This is a genomic window from Kitasatospora sp. NPDC056184, assembly GCF_042268405.1.
Classification (GTDB): Bacteria; Actinomycetota; Actinomycetes; order Streptomycetales; family Streptomycetaceae; genus Kitasatospora.
On record NZ_JBHJUI010000040.1, the window covers coordinates 40537 to 55741 of the forward strand.

Sequence of the window (15205 nt, forward strand, 5' to 3'; positions counted from 1 at the left end):
CGCTACGGTGCCGCCATGACGGAATTCGTACTCGTGGCGGGTGCCTGGCTCGGTGCGTGGGCCTGGGACGACGTGGTTCCCGACCTGCGCGCCGCCGGGCACGGCGTTCACCCGCTGACCCTCTCCGGCCTCGCCGAGCGGCGCGGTGAACCCGCCGGACAGCAGGCCCATGTCCAGGACGTCGTCGACCTCGTCGAGGAGCGCGACCTGCGTGAGGTGGTCCTGGTCGGGCACAGCTACTCCGGCATCCCGGTCGGGCAGGCCGCGGAGCGGATCGGCGACCGGCTCGCCCACCTCGTCCTGGTCGACGCCAACCTTCCCGTCGACGGGCAGGCGTTCGTCGGCGCCGGTCCCTGGGGCGGCGCCGTCGCGGAGGCGATCGGTGCCAACGGCGGCTTCTGGCCGCCGCTCACCGCCGCCGACTACGCGGGCCAGGGCCTCACCGGCGAGCAGATCGACCGGATCGTCACCGGTTCCACCCCGCACCCGGGCGGCGCCCTCACCGAACCCGCCGCCCTGGCCGGCCCCCTCGCCGCCCTCCCCGCGACCTACCTCAGCTGCCTCCTCGACAGCCCCGAACCCCCGCCCGCCGTCGCCGCCCTCCTCCGCGAGGCCGGCTGGCACCACACCACCCTCGACACCGGCCACTGGCCGATGTTCTCCCAGCCCGCCGCCCTCGCCGCCGTCCTCCTGACCGCCGCGAGCCGCTGACGCGAGCCGCTGAGCGAGCCGTCCGTCGGCTCGCCCCGTCCTCGCCGTCCGCCTGCCGACCGCTGTGACGCGCCGAGCGGTTCGGCCCGCTCCGGCGAGAACTGACCACCGGTCCGGCCCGCCGTGCCGTCGAGAGCGCCCGCCCCGGTTGCGGGGCGGAGCCCCCGCGGCGGGCCGCCCGGTGCCGCCGTGCCGCCGCCGTCCGGCATCCGGGACCGGACCCGTTCCGCCCGAGCGCCTCACGGAGGTGATCGCCCCACCCGTGACCTCGGTGTGCGGATGCCGATCGGCGAGTACGGAGGCCCCGCACCGGTCGGCTCGATGGGCCCGCCGCTTCGGGAATGGCAGGACGGAGCGAAAAAGTGATATCACTTTGCCATCGGAAGTCGATGCTCGCCGAAGGAGTCGCTCCCATGACCACATCGCGTTTCCCCGTCGAGGACGGCCTCGTTCTGGACCTTCCGACCCCCGGCATCGCCGAGCGGACGATCACCGGGCGGGCCGGTCTGCCGATGCTCGGCGGGATCCTGCTCGGCCTGGCCGCCGGAATCGGGTCCGTCATCGCCGGCGCCACCCAACTGTCCGGTGGCGGCAAGGGGGTGGGGGTCGCTCTGCTGGTCGCCGGGTCGCTGCTGGCGCTCGGCTCGCTGCTGCTGACGTTCGGTCTGACGGTGGTCTCGCCCGGGGAGGCCCGGGTGGTCCAGCTGCTCGGCCGCTACCGGGGCACCGTCCGCGCCGCGGGCCTGACCTGGCTGAACCCCTTCACCAACCGGCACCGGATATCCACCCGGATCCGCAACCACGAGACCGAGACCACCAAGGTCAACGACGCGGACGGCAATCCGATCGAGATGGCCGCCGTGGTGGTCTGGCAGGTCGAGGACACCGCGATGGCGGTGTTCGAGGTGGACGACTACGCCGACTTCGTCGCCATCCAGACCGAGACGGCCGTGCGGCACATCGCCACCAGCTACCCGTACGACGCCCACCAGGAGGGCCAACTGTCGCTGCGTGACGGCGCGGAGGAGGTCGCCCGCCAGCTCTCCGCGGAGATCGCCGCACGGGTCGCCTCGGCCGGGGTGCGGGTCGTGGAGTCCCGGATCACCAGGCTCGCGTATGCTCCCGAAGTCGCGCAGGTGATGCTCCAGCGCCAGCAGGCCGGAGCCGTGGTCGCGGCACGCCGGCTGATCGTCGAGGGCGCCGTCGGCATGGTCGAGGAGGCGTTGGACCGGCTCGCCGAACGCGATGTCGTGGACCTGGACGAGGAGCGCAAGGCCGCCATGGTGAGCAACCTCCTGGTGGTGCTCTGCGGCGACCGCGGCACCCAGCCCGTCGTGAACACGGGCTCCCTCTACCAGTAAGGCGAAGCCTTGGCGACGGAACGGAAGAAGCTCCTGTTGCGACTGGACCCTTCAGTTCACGACGCGCTCGCCCGGTGGGCCGCGGACGACCTGCGCAGCACCAACGCGCAGATCGAGTTCCTGCTCCGTCGGGCCCTGGCCGACGCGGGCCGGATGCCCGGAGGGGCGGCCCGGATCCCCCGGCGCGGCCGTCCGCCCAAGCCGGACCCGGTCCCGGACCCGGTCCCGGACCCGGTCCCGGACCCCGAGGACTCGGCCGAGGAGCCTCCGGAGCGGGGCGGTTCCGGCCGGGGCTGACCGCACCACCCGCCCGCCCGCGACCCGCGTCGTGGGCGACTGGCCGGTGGAGGGTGGAGAAGTACCGAGGGATCACCGGTGACCTGGGTCGGGGGCGCGGAGGCGCGGCGGGTCGGCGTGGTCGATCCGGTTGCGGGGCCGGGTGGGGCTCTCGGCGGGTCCCTCGGTGGGGCTGTCGGTGGGGTTCTCCGCGAGGAGGGTGGCCAGGCGGTCGGCGGTGGTGTCCCAGGACCACCGGGTGTGCACCCAGTCGCGGCCGGCGGTGGCCATGCGGGCGCGCTCCGGGGCGGGGGCCCGGAGGATGCGGGTGATCGCGGTGGCGACGGCGGACGGGTCGCGGCCGCCGACGACGGTGCCGTTGACGCCGTCGAGGACGGCGTCCGGGGCGCCGCCGGAGCGGCCGGCGACGACCGGCAGGCCTGCGGCGGCGGCTTCCAGGAAGACGATGCCGAGGCCCTCCGCCTCCAGTCCGGCCCGGCGGGTGCGGCAGGGCATCGCGAAGACGTCGGCCGCGGCGTAGGCGGCCGGGGTGTCGGCGTGGCGGCGGCCGCCGGCGAAGACGACCGCGCCGGGGGCGGTGAGGCGGCGGGCGAGGTCGCGCAGGCGGCGTTCGTCGGGGCCCTGGCCGACCAGGACGAGGACGGCGTCCGGCACGGTGCGACGGATCAGCGGGAGCGCCCGTATCAAGGTGTCCTGGCCCTTGCGGGGGACGAGTCGCGCCACGCAGAGGATCACCGGCGCCCGGAGGGTGCTCTCCCGGGGACGCGGGCGGAACAGTTCGGTGTCAACGCCCGGGACCAGCCGCTCCAGTCGGGCGGAGGGGCCGAGCGCGGGGGCGATCCGGTCGCGGGTGTAGGCGCCGAGGTAGGTGACGACGTCGACGCTGTCGCCGATCCGCCGCAGCAGGCGCCGGGCGACGGGGGCGCGGGCCCACCAGATCTCGTGGCCGTGCGTGGTGGCGACGGTCCGCCGGATGCCGGGGGCCAGCCGTCGCAGTCCGGGGGTCATCGCGGCGAGCGGGGCGGCGGCGCCGAACCAGACCCGGTCGCAGCCGTACGCCCGGGCGAGTTCGGCGGCCCGTCGGGTCGTCCGGGGGGTGGGGAGCAGCATCCGGGAGCGGTCGCGGACCACCGGGAACGGGAGCGCGGCGTCATGGCGGTCGGCGCCCGGTTCGGCCGAGGTGTAGACGACGACCTCGTCGGCGGGCAGCCGGGTGGCCATGGCGTGGACGAAGGTCTCGATGCCGCCCTGCCGGGGCGGGAAGTCGTTGGTGACGATGAGCGTGCCGGTCATGGGGCGGAGACCACCTGGGGGGTGCGGGGGCGCGGGGCGGCGGTCGGGGCGGACCATGGCCGCGGGCGCCGGGATCGGCGGGGGGCGAGGGAGGCGCGGGGGATCCGGGGGCTGCCGGACAGGCGCGGGAGGAGGGCCAGGACGGCGGGCAGGGCGAGGTAGCCGTAGCGGCCGGCCGGAGCGAGCAGGAACGCCAGGGCGAGCCCGACGGCGAGCCGGTCGGCGGCGGCGACGGCGTCCCGGGGCGGGTGCCGGACCAGCGACCGGGCGACGGCGAGCCCGGCGAGGAGCAGCAGGGCGAGTGCCGCGTACCAGCCGCCGGGGGCGAGGTCGGCGAGTAGCCGGCCGGGCAGCGGGCTGCTCGCCGGGGTGGGCAGGCCGCCGCGGCCGGTGGGGAAGGCGAACACCTGCTCCACCAAGGGCCCCGGTGCGCGCAGCGCGCTCGGCAGGACGAGCGCGGCCGTGCCGACGGCGGCGGTGCCGGCCGCCCGCAGGGCCGCCCGGCGCCCGGCGGTGGCGGCGAGCAGGGCGGCGGCGACCGCGACCGCGGGCCAGGCCGTCCACTTGAGCGCGCAGGCCAGCGCGAGGGCCGACCCGGCCGCGACCGGGCGGGCCCGCCCGGCCAGGGCGAGCGCGAGCACGCAGAGGCCGGTCAGCGGCAGGTCGACCCCGCTGACGCAGAGCGGCAGCGCGACCAGCGGCGAGGCGACGAGCGCGGCCACGGTGAGTACGGGCCCGGTGAGTACGGGCGCGGTGAGTGCGGGCACCGCGGGTCCGGCCACCGGGCGTACGGGCACGGTCGGACCGCCGCCGGGCGCGAGCCCGCCGGACGCGGACGAGAGCCTGCCCGGCGCGGACGCGGACGCGCGCGCAGCGGTGAGCGTCACGGCGCCGCGTCCGTGCGCCCGGACGGCGGCGGCCAGGCAGCCGAGGAACACGGCGGTGCACCAGAGGCGCGCGTCGCCGAGCAGCCGGGCCGGCCACCCGTCCGCGCCGAACAGGGCGCGCGGCAGTCCGAACAGTGCCATCCCGGGCAGGTAGGGGGTGTACTCGGCGACCGTCTGCGGCTCGGCCAGGTACGGCGTCCCGTGCCGGAGCAACAGCTCGCCCGACCGTTCGATGACGGCGACCTCACTCTGCCCCTGCCCGGCCAGGACCAGGACGAGCAGCGGCGCGAGCACCGCGCCGACCAGCGCGACCGCCACCGATCCGGCACGCGCCCACCGCGGCGGCAGGGCGAGCACGGCAACCGCTGCCGCCAGGTACCCGGCGGCCGCGAGCAGCCCCCAACTCCGGTGCGGTCCCAGCCCGGAGGTGAGCGGGAACGCCCCCGCCCACCCGGCCGCGACCAGCCACCCGCCGCACCACAGCGCCCTCCGCCCGCCGGGTGGGCGGGGCGGACCGGAGGAACCCGGTGGACGGGGGACGCGGTGGACACGGCCGGGGCGAGGCGGACGGCCGGACCGGGAGGCGGGGCCGGGAACGGAGGGAAGCGGGGTACGGATGCGGTGAATCGGCACCACTTCATTGCAGCGGCGCAGGTCGGCGAGGTCATGACGGTCAGGTCGAGTCCTCCGGTCGGGTTTCCCCTACCACCGGGCGGGCACCCGGGGCGGCCCGCGCGACCGGAGCGCGGCGTCGTCGGGACGGTGGGTGTGCACGGGCGTGGGCTCCTCCTCGTCAGCGGGCGTTCCGAACAAGGGAATTCGTATCCGATCTCACGTTTGGTGTCCATTGAATTACGTTCGGTGTGGATCGCTCGCTATCGTGGACCCCGTGGCGAGGTCCTGGGATGAGGCGGTCGGGCGGGCGCAGGAGCGGTTGGCGGCGGCGCCCGGGGTGCGGGCGGTGGGGGAGGGCGAGGGGCGCGGGTTCGCGCTCTGGGACCTCGCCTCCTGTGCCGAGGGGGAGTTGGGCGAGTGCGTCGACCCGGCGTCGATCGGCCCGGCCGAGGAGCGCCGGCTGCGCGAGCGGCTCGGCGAGAGCGGCCGCGAGTGGCCGGGCGGCGAGCTGTACCGCCGCCGCTACTGGCTCCTGGACGACGGCGCCGGCAGCACCGGCGTCCCCGGCGGCCCGGCTCCCGCCGAGCCGGTCGGGACCGTCGCCGTCGACAACTGGACCAGGGGGCCCGGCCAGTTGGCCGTCTCCTCGCTCTACCTCCGCCCCTCGGCGCGCGGTCGCGGTCTGGCGGCCGCCGCCCTCGACCAGGTCTACCGGGCCGCCACCGCCGAGGGCCTGCCGGGCTACCGGCTGGAGGCGCACTGGACCTGGCAGCACGCCCCCCGCTACTACCTGCGCCGCGGCCTGTGGGTGGTCTCCTGGAAGCACGCCATCGGCCTCGCCCGGATGCCCCAACTCCCGCCCTACCGCGTCCGGGAGGAAGGCGACCGGCTGGTGCTGTCGGTCGCCGACCGCCCGTCGCCCGACCCCGCCGGCCTCGTCTGGACGCCGCTGCTCGCCGCCGGGAGCGAGGGCCGCCGGCTGCGGCTGGACGAGACCGCCGCCTACCGGCAGGCCGACGGCTGGGTGCACGGCTACGCCCGCTCGACGCTCGCCCTGCACCTCGCGCTCGCCGGCCGCCCGTTGGTGCGCGGCCCGCAGTGGTGGGCGGAGGCCTGGCGCTGGGCGGACATCGGCGAACCGGAGGGCCTGGCCTACCGGATCGAGGAGTTCGAGCGGTCGGCCCGCGCCGAGGGCCGGACGGTGGCCACGCCCTACCGGCCCCCGGCGGTCCCGGCCGTGCCCCGGCCGTCGGCGGAGGCGCTGCCCTCGGAGGAGCCGACCGGGCCCGACACCGCGGTGCCCCGGCCGTCGGACGGCGCGCCGACGCCCTGAGACCGCCCCGGCCCGCCCCCGACCCGGCCCCGGCCCGCCCCCGACCCGGTGCCGGGATGAGTCGCAGGACACGGCCTACCGGCCCGCCGCCCTGGGCAGGCTCCGCCGGACGCACGCGTCGGCAACACCCGCGTCGGCAACACCAGCGTCGACTCCGCCCCGCCGACACCGCCCACGCCGACACCGTTCGCAGGACATCGAGTTGAGGAGCCCACCATGCCCGCAGTGCACGAATCCGTACTCGACGCGATCGGCGGCACGCCGCTGTTCCGCCTCGCCCGGCTCGGCGCCGGTCTCGCCGCGCCCGTCTACGCCAAGGCCGAGTTCCTCAGCATCGGCGGCAGCGTGAAGGACCGCGCCGCGCTGTCGATGGTGCTGGCCGCCGAGCGAGAGGGGCTGCTGGCGCCCGGCGGGACGATCGTGGAGGCGACCTCGGGCAACACCGGCATCGGCCTGGCCATCGTCGGCCGCCAGCGCGGGTACCGGGTGATCGCGGGCGTCGCGGACCGGGCGTCGACGGAGAAGTCGGACATCCTGCGGGCGTACGGCGCCGAGGTGGTGCTCGCGCCGACCGCCGTGCCGCTGGAGGATCCGGCGCACCTGTTCAACGTCGTCCGGCGGCTCGCCGAGGAGACGCCCGGCGCCTGGCTCGCCGACCAGTACGACAACCAGGCCAATCCCGACGCCCACGTCCGCACCACCGGCCCGGAGATCTGGGAGCAGACCGGCGGCCGGGTGACCCACTTCGTCGCGGGCGTCGGCACCGGCGGCACCATCACCGGCACCGGCAGCCACCTGAAGGCGGTCTCCGGCGGCGCGGTCACCGTGGTCGGCGCCGATCCCGAGAGCTCGGTCTACGGGGGCGGGGACGGCAGCCCCTACTACGTCGAGAGCATCGGCCACTTCATCCACCCCGACACCGTCGAGGACCGCTGGCCGCAGGCCTACCGGAAGGACGTCGCGGACGCCTTCGAGCGCATCCCGGACCGCGAGTCGCTGCTGACGGCACGCCGGCTCGCCCGGGAGGAGGGCATCCTGGCCGGGCCGTCGTCCGGCACGGCGGTGGCGGCGGCGCTGCGGGTGGCACGCCGGCTGGGACCGGAGGACCTGGTCGTGGTGCTGCTGCCGGACTCGGGCCGCTCCTACCTCTCCAAGGTGCACAGCGACGTGTGGATGCGGCAGTGGGGCTTCCTGGAGGACGGCTTCCCGCACGACGGCCTCCCTTACGTCGGCCCCGCGGACGACGGCCTGCCGGGCACCGGCGTCCCGGCCCCGCGCGCCGGCCTGCGGCCGCTGCTGGACGGCGCCGGCCCGCTGGTCACGGTGGACGCCGGAGCGACGGTGGCCGAGGCGGTGCGGGTGCTGCACGGCGTACCGAGCGGCGTCGCCCCGGCCGTCCTGGCGCGGACGGCGCGCCCGTACGGGGTGAGCGCGGCGGAGGTGGTCGGCTCGGTGTCCCGCGAGGTGCTGGCGGCGGCGCTCGCGGTGGGCGCCGCCGGGCCGGACGCGCCGCTGGGCGCCCTGCTCGGGCCGTCGCTGCCCGCGGTGGGCGTCGGGCAGTCGGTGGCGGAGGCCCGTGCGGCGCTCGGGGCGGCGCACCCGGGCGTGCTGGTGCTGGTGGACGGCCGGGCCGCGGGGGTGCTGCCCCGGCCGGTGCTCACCGCGTAGAACCGGTGCTCACCGTGCAGGACCGGTGCTCACCGTGCAGGACCGGTGCTCACCGCGCAGGACCGGTGCTCACCGCGCAGAGCCGGTGCTCACCGCGCAGGACCGGCGGGGGCGCCTGGGAGACTCGACGCCATGGCAGAGATCGAGATCGACGGCGCCCCCGCCGACCCGGCCCGGCTGGCGGCCCTGGGCCTGCTCAACTACGGGCACTTCACCACCCTGCGCGCCGAGTCCGGCCGCACCCGGGGCCTCGCGCTGCACCTGGACCGGCTGGTCCGCGACTGCCGCACGGTGTTCGGCGCCGAGCTGGACCGGGCCGAGGTCCGCGCCCGGATCCGCCGGGCGCTGCCGGCCGACGGCGCGCCGGTGATCGTCCGGGTCACCGTGTTCGACCCGGCGCTCGGCCTGGAGCGCCCCGCCGCCCCCGCCGTGCCGCACCTGCTGGTCACCACCCGCCCGGCGCCGGCCGCCGCGCCCGGACCGCTGCGGGTGCGCACCGCCGTGTACCGGCGCGAGCTGCCGGAGGTGAAGCACGTCGGCCTGTTCGGCCTGCTGCACCAGCGCCGCCTCGCCCAACTCGACGGCTACGACGACGCGCTGCTGCTCGACGACGCGGGCCGGATCGCCGAGGGCGCCACCTGGAACCTCGCGCTGTACGACGGCCGCGAGCTGGTCTGGCCGGACGCCGCCGCGCTGCCCGGCGTCACCGCCGCCCTGCTCGCCCGCGCCCACACCGGCCCGCAGCGGCGCGAGCCCGTCACCGCGGCGGACGGCCTCGGCCGCTTCACGGCCGCCGTCGCCGTCAACGCGGGCGTGGGCGTCCGCCCGCTCGCCGCGATCGACGGCACCGTCCTCGACCCGGCCCACCCGGTGGTCGCCGACCTGCGCGCCGCCTACGAAGGCGTCGAGCCGGAGCCCGTCTGATCGCCGCGCGGGCGGCCCGGTCGCGCACGCCCTGACGCCACCCGGAGACCGGACCGGGGGATAACCCCACCCCGGGTCCGCCAGCGGCCTGCATGGTCCGCCGCACCCCGGCTTCCTAGCCTGGAACACGTCGACGACCAGCGACGATCCATCAAGGAAGGCCCCACCATGGCACCCCGCCGTTCCCGTCCCCAGCCCGAGCCGACCGGGCGCCCCGCCGCCCACGCCGCGATCGAGCTGCGCGGCGTCCGGCGCAGCTACGGTCGCGGCGGCGAGACCGTGCACGCCCTGCGCGGCATCGACCTGGCGCTCGGCCACGGCACCTTCACCGCCGTGATGGGGCCGTCCGGCTCCGGCAAGAGCACCTTCCTGCAGTGCGCGGCCGGCCTGGACCGCCCGACCGAGGGCCAGGTCTACCTGGGCGGCGAGGAGATCACCCGGCTGAGCGAGGACCGGCTCACCAAGCTGCGCCGCCACCGGATCGGCTTCGTCTTCCAGTCCTTCAACCTGCTGCCCTCGCTGACCGTGCTGCAGAACGTGCTGCTCCCGCAGCGCCTCGCCGGGGAGCGCCAGGACCGCGCCCGGGCGAAGGAACTGCTCGCCCAGGTCGGTCTCGGCGACCACGACCGCCGCCGCCCCGGGGAGCTGTCGGGCGGTCAGCAGCAGCGCGTGGCGATCGCCCGTGCGCTGGTCACGGCGCCTGACGTGCTGTTCGCGGACGAGCCGACCGGCGCGCTGGACACCACGACCGCGCACGAGGTGCTCGGCCTGCTGCGGCGCGCGGTGGACACCATGGGCGCCACCGTCGTCATGGTGACCCACGACCCGGTGGCCGCCTCGTTCGCCGACCGGGTGGTCTTCCTGGCCGACGGCGCGCTCGCCGACGAGCTGTACCACCCGGACCCGCAGGCGGTCGCCGACCGGATGGTCCGCCTGACCGCGCGCCCGATGGGGGCGGCGGCATGAGCAACGGACTCGCCCGCGCCTCGGTGCGGTTCCGGCCCGCGTCCTTCGTCGGCACCTTCGTGGCCCTGCTGTTCGGCGCCGCCGTGATCATGGCCTGCGGCACGCTGCTGCAGACCGGGATCACCGCCTCGGTGCCGTCCGTCCGGTACGCCGGGGCGCCGGTCGTGGTGGCCGCCGACCCGAACGTCACCATCGAGTACAAGGAGAGCGACGACGGCACGAAGACCCACGAGCAGCCGATCTCCGAACGCGCCCGGGTGGACGCGGCGCTGGTGGCCCGGATCGCCGGACAGCCCGGCGTGGCCGCGGCCCGCCCCGACACCGCTTTCCCGGTGCAGGACACCTCCCGCACGGCGCAGGCCCCGCTGGGCCCGCTCACCGGCCGCGGCTTCGCGGCGCTCGGCATCGCCGGCCCGCAGGACAAGCTGGTCGAGGGCCGCGCCCCCGGCACGGGCGAGGTCGTGCTGGACGCCGACACGGCGCGCGCCGCCCACCTCGCGCCGGGCGCCACCGTGGCGCTCACCGCCCCCGGCGGCAGCGGCGGCTACCGGATCTCCGGCCTCGCCGCCACCCAGCAGGACGGCCCCACCGCCTGGTTCGCCGACCAGCAGGCCGACCGCCTCTCCGGCCACCCCGGCCGGGTCGACGCGATCGCCGTCCAGCCCCGCGAGGGCGTGGACCGCAAGGCCCTGACCGCGCAGGTGGAGCAGGCCGTCGGCGGAGCCGCCGAGGTGCTGAGCGGCAAGGGGCGCGGTGCCGTCGAGCAGCCCCTGCTCAACGAGGCCAAGGTGATGCTGACCGCGATCGGCGGCTCCTTCGGCGGCACCGCCACCATGACCGCCGTGTTCGTGGTCGTCTCCACCGTCGCCCTGGCCACCGGCCAGCGCGCCCGCGAGTTCGCCCTGCTGCGCGCCGTCGGCGCCACCCCGCGGCAGATCCGCCGCACCATCGCCACCGAGGCGATGCTGGTCGCGCCGCTCGCCGCCGCGCTCGGCATCCTGCCCGGCGTGGCCCTGGCCCGCTGGTGGTTCGACGGGATGGTCGAGCGCGGCGCCGTCCCGGCGGACGTCGAGCTGTCCGTCGGCCCGCTGCCGATGCTCGCCGCCGTCGTGCTGTGCACGCTCGCCGCCCTCACGGCCGGCTTCTTCGCCGCCCGCCGCCCCTCGAAGCTGCGGGCCGTCCAGGCCCTCGGCGCGGCCGCCGTCGAACCGGCCCGGCTCGGCATCGTCCGCACCGTGCTGGGTGTGGTCGCCGCGGCCGGCGGCGTGGTGCTCGCCGGGGTCGCCGCGAAGCTGGACGGCGCCGACGCCGCCAACACCGCGCTCGGCGTGGTGATGTCCTTCCTGGTCGCGGTCGCCCTGCTCGGCCCGTGGGTGGCGCGCGGCGCGGCCGCCCTGCTCGGCCTGCCGCTGCGGGCGGGAGGTGCGCCCGGCTCGCTGGCCGCCGACAACACCCGCGCCAACGCCCGCCGGCTGGCCTCCGCGATCACGCCGATCGCGATGGTCACCGCCTTCTGCGGCACCCTGCTGTTCATGCAGAGCACCATCCGCCACGAGACCGGCGAGCAGGTGCGCGCCGGCATCACCGCCGACCACGTGCTCGGCTCCACCGGCCCCGGCCTGCCCGTCACCGCCCCCGGTACGACCGGCGTCGTCGAGCAGGCGGCCGAGGTGCCCGGCGTGGACGCGGCCGTCGGGGTGCTGCGCACCGGCGTCGTCTACCGGGACGGCGACCAGCTGCTCTCCGCCACCGCGCTGGGCGTCACCGGCGACCCCTCCCGGCTGCCCGAGGTGCTCGACCTGGGGGTGCGCGGCGGTTCGCTGGCCGAACTGGGCCGCGCCGCGGACACCGTCGCGCTCTCCACCGAGCTGGCCTCGACGCTGGGCGTCGAGGTCGGCGGGCACGTCCCCTTCTGGCTCGGCGACGGCACGGCGGCGAAGGCGCTGGTGGTCGCCACCTACGAGCGCGGGCTCGGCTTCGGCCAGGTGCTGCTGCCCCGGGCGGCGGTCGCGGAGCACGTCACCGCTGGGTTCGACAGCCAGGTGCTGGTCGCGGACGCGCCCGGCGCCGACCGGGCCGCGGTGGCCCGGGGCCTGTCCGGCCTCGGGGTCCCCGGGCTGACGGTGACCGACCGGGCGGGCTTCGCGGCGCAGGCCGACAAGTCGCAGGAGATGGGCTCCTGGGCGAACGCGGTGATGGCCGGCGTGCTGGGCGGGTTCGCCGCCGTCACGGCCGCCAACACCCTGGCCATGACGGTGCTGGACCGGCGCCGCGAGGTGGCGCTGCTCCGGCTGGCCGGCACCACCCGGCGCCAGGTGCGCCACATGATGCGCTGGGAGGCGCTGCTGGTGGCCGCGGCCGGCCTGGGCGTCGGCTCGGTGATCGCCTGGCTCACCCTGGTGCCGATCACCCGGGGCATCACCGGCGCCGCGCCGCACGTCCCGGCCGGGACGGCGCTGCCGCTGGTCGCCGCGGCGGTGGCGCTCTGCCTGGGCGCGACGGCCCTGCCGGCCCGGGCCCTGCTGAGGTCCGGCCCGGTCGCCGCGAGCGGCGGGAAGCAGTAGCGGCAGCGCAGCAGAGGCGGGGCTCCCGGAGCACACCGGGGGCGTGGACGGGCGGTGCGCGCGGGGTCGGCGCACCGCCCGTTCGGGTGACAAAGGCGCGCTGAACAGGCGGGCGATCGGGGTCGTCCGCCGGAAAGCGCGCCCGCCGCACCGATAGTGAGGGGTGATCAGCCGCGCTCGCGGCCGCGCCCGTTCCGGTGCCGCGTGCCCGCGGCGGCTGTCCCGCCCACACCTCCCGCGCCGAGCGCGTCCGGCATGCCCGTCACCCCGGCGTGCCCACGCCGCCGCGGCGCGCCCGGCAGAGAGAAGGCCGACCGTTGAGCAGTCCCCCGGTGATCCGCACGCCCCGCCTGCCGCTGTTCCCCCCGGCGCGTTCGTCGGACGGTCCGCCGGCGCCCCCGGCGGTCCGCCTGCCGCGGCTCCTGCTGCGCGGCACCGCGACCGCCTCGGCCGTGCTGGTACTGGCCGGAACGGTGCTGGCCGCGGGCTTCCTGAACGGCCACTACGAGGCGCTGCGGGCGCACGAGGTGGCCGCGATGGCGCTGGGCGGCGTGCTGGTCGTCCAGCTGCTGGCGGCCGCGCTGGTCGTCCGGGCCGGCGGACCGGCGGGGGAGCGCGGGCCGCGGTGGCCGCTCGCGGCCGCGGTGCTGCTGCTGGCCGCCGACGGGGCGCAGACCGGGGCGGGCTACGAGCGGGCGGTCGGCGTGCACGTCACGCTGGGCGTGCTGCTGGTCAGCGCGCACCTGTTCGCCCTGGTCGGCGCGTGGCGGCTGCCGCTGAGGTCGCCGTCGGCGGTCCCGCGGGCGGCGGAGGACGGCACCGGGCGGCTGCCCAGGCCGTCCGGCACGGGGGCCGGCAGCGGCACCGGACCGGTGGAGGTGGCGCCGTGAACCGCCGCCGGTTCCTCGGCGCCGGCGCGGCCGTGCTCGGCGCGGGCGCCCTCGGGGCCTTCACCGTCCCCGCGGCCGCCCGGCTGCTGGCCGAGGGCCGGCCGGGCCGGCTGCTGAGCAGCGACGTCCCGCTGCCGGAGCCGTTCCAGGTCCCGCTGCCGGTGCCCGCCGTGCTGGCCCCGGTCCGCTCCGACGCCACCGCGGACTACTACGAGCTCACCCAGAAGGTCGCCCGGCTGGAGATCCTGCCGGGACTGCGGACCGAGGCCTGGACGTACGGGGGCAGCTACCCCGGGCCGACGCTGTCCGTCCGCTCGGGCCGCCGCACGGTGGTGACCCACCGCAACGAGCTGCCGGTGCCCACCGTGGTCCACCTGCACGGCGGCCACACCCCGGCCGACAGCGACGGCTACCCGGTGGACCTGGTGCTCCCGGTCGGCTCGTCCGCCGACCACCTCGCCGGCCACGCCGCCGGCCACCCGATGGCCGGGATGGCCGGGATGGCCGCCGCCGACCCCGCCCGGACGGTCACCGGCACCCGCGAGTACGCCTACCCGGGCCACCAGCGCGCCGCCACCCTCTGGTACCACGACCACCGGATGGGCTTCACCGGCCCGGCCGTCTGGCGCGGCCTGAGCGGCTTCCACCTCGTCCACGACGACGAGGAGGACGCCCTGCCGCTGCCGCGCGGCGAGCGCGACCTCCCGCTGATGCTCGCCGACCGCGCCTTCGCCGAGGACGGCTCCCTCGCCTACCCGGCCACCGACCCGGAACTCGCCGTCCCGGGCGTCACCGACGCGTACATGAACGGCGTCCTCGGGGACGTCGTCCTGGTCAACGGCGCCCCGTGGCCGCGCGCCGCGGTGGACCGGGCCCGCTACCGGCTGCGCCTGCTCAACGCCTCCAACGCCCGCCTCTACCGGCTGGAGCTCGACCCGCAGCCGTCCGGCGGCGACGCGCTCGTCCAGATCGGCGGCGACGGCGGCCTGCTGGAGGCGCCGGTCGCGCACGACGCGGTCGAGATCGCCCCCGCCGAGCGCTTCGACCTGGTGGTGGACTTCTCCCGCTACCCGGCCGGCACCGCCGTGCGGCTGATGAACCGCTTCGGCGACGGGCGGACGGAGGAGGTGATGCTCTTCGAGGTCGGCTCGCGCCCGGTGCGCGACGACTCGGCCGTGCCCGAGCGGCTCTGCACCCTCGAACGGCTCGACCCCGAGGACGCCGCGGCCACCCGGGTCTTCGGCTTCCGCCGCAGCCGCGACGGCGACTGGACCATCAACAACCGGCTCTACCAGCCCGGTCGCTCGCTCGCCAGCCCGGCGCTCGGCAGCACCGAGATCTGGCGGTTCTTCAGCGACGTCCACCACCCCGTCCACGTGCACCTGAACGCCTTCCAGGTGCTGTCGCGCAACGGCGGCGACCCGGGACCGTACGACGCGGGCTGGAAGGACACCGTGGACCTGCGGCCGGCGGAGGCGGTGGAGGTGCTGGTGCGGTTCACCGACCACCCGGGGGCGTACATGCTGCACTGCCACAACCTGGAGCACGAGGACATGGCGATGATGGCGGACTTCGTCGTGGAGTGAACGGCCCTCGGGCCACTCCTTTCACCCGTTCGGCGGAGCGCGGGGGGGGGGGCCGGGCGCCCCCCCCCCCCCCCCCCGGGGGGGCCCCCGGGGGGGCCCCCCCCCCGGCG

The 15205-nt window shown here is 77.1% G+C and carries 12 protein-coding genes; 10 read left to right on the forward strand and 2 right to left on the reverse strand.

The window, feature by feature from the left end; genetic code table 11:
- Positions 1-15: 15 nt before the first annotated feature.
- The 3 genes from ACFC0B_RS38940 (at position 16) to ACFC0B_RS38950 (ending at position 2369) form a co-directional block, all read left to right on the forward strand.
- On the forward strand, positions 16-711 hold the full coding sequence (locus ACFC0B_RS38940; protein ID WP_376097642.1) for an alpha/beta fold hydrolase: 696 nt from the start codon (positions 16-18) through the stop codon (positions 709-711).
- Positions 712-1124: 413 nt separating this feature from the next.
- A complete protein-coding gene (locus ACFC0B_RS38945) occupies positions 1125-2072 on the forward strand; it encodes an SPFH domain-containing protein (RefSeq protein WP_376097645.1) in 948 nt (315 codons plus the stop codon).
- 9 nt (positions 2073-2081) lie between these two features.
- A complete protein-coding gene (locus ACFC0B_RS38950) occupies positions 2082-2369 on the forward strand; it encodes a hypothetical protein (RefSeq protein ID WP_376097648.1) in 288 nt (95 codons plus the stop codon).
- A gap of 72 nt (positions 2370-2441) precedes the next feature.
- Here ACFC0B_RS38950 and ACFC0B_RS38955 read toward each other — a convergent pair whose 3' ends face one another.
- Both ACFC0B_RS38955 and ACFC0B_RS38960 read right to left on the reverse strand, forming a co-directional pair.
- A complete protein-coding gene (locus tag ACFC0B_RS38955; protein ID WP_376097651.1) occupies positions 2442-3662 on the reverse strand; it encodes a glycosyltransferase family 4 protein in 1221 nt (406 codons plus the stop codon).
- Complete coding sequence (locus ACFC0B_RS38960) at positions 3659-4906, reverse strand: hypothetical protein (RefSeq protein ID WP_376097654.1); 1248 nt, start codon at positions 4904-4906, stop codon at positions 3659-3661. The genes ACFC0B_RS38955 and ACFC0B_RS38960 overlap by 4 nt, the downstream gene beginning before the upstream one ends.
- Positions 4907-5438: 532 nt before the next feature.
- On the opposite strand from ACFC0B_RS38960, the gene ACFC0B_RS38965 reads away from it, so the two are divergent.
- From ACFC0B_RS38965 to ACFC0B_RS38995, 7 genes are all read left to right on the forward strand, one after another.
- Entirely contained in the window at positions 5439-6497 is a 1059-nt protein-coding gene (locus ACFC0B_RS38965) for a GNAT family N-acetyltransferase (RefSeq protein WP_376097657.1), read from the forward strand.
- Positions 6498-6713: 216 nt separating this feature from the next.
- Entirely contained in the window at positions 6714-8165 is a 1452-nt protein-coding gene (locus tag ACFC0B_RS38970; protein ID WP_376097660.1) for a PLP-dependent cysteine synthase family protein, read from the forward strand.
- A gap of 132 nt (positions 8166-8297) precedes the next feature.
- Positions 8298-9089, forward strand: coding sequence for an aminotransferase class IV (locus ACFC0B_RS38975; RefSeq protein WP_376097663.1), 792 nt, complete (start codon positions 8298-8300; stop codon positions 9087-9089).
- 168 nt (positions 9090-9257) lie between these two features.
- The gene (locus ACFC0B_RS38980) at positions 9258-10055 is read left to right on the forward strand and encodes an ABC transporter ATP-binding protein (protein ID WP_376097666.1); all 798 of its coding nucleotides are present in this window, start codon (positions 9258-9260) and stop codon (positions 10053-10055) included.
- Positions 10052-12619 (forward strand): FtsX-like permease family protein, encoded by a 2568-nt coding sequence (locus ACFC0B_RS38985; protein ID WP_376097669.1) that lies wholly within the window; start codon positions 10052-10054, stop codon positions 12617-12619. The genes ACFC0B_RS38980 and ACFC0B_RS38985 overlap by 4 nt, the downstream gene beginning before the upstream one ends.
- A 317-nt stretch (positions 12620-12936) precedes the next feature.
- The gene (locus ACFC0B_RS38990) at positions 12937-13509 is read left to right on the forward strand and encodes a hypothetical protein (protein WP_376097672.1); all 573 of its coding nucleotides are present in this window, start codon (positions 12937-12939) and stop codon (positions 13507-13509) included.
- Positions 13506-15095, forward strand: a complete 1590-nt coding sequence (locus ACFC0B_RS38995; protein WP_376097675.1) for a multicopper oxidase family protein — start codon at positions 13506-13508, stop codon at positions 15093-15095. Before ACFC0B_RS38990 ends, ACFC0B_RS38995 begins: the two co-directional genes overlap by 4 nt.
- Positions 15096-15205 lie beyond the last annotated feature (110 nt).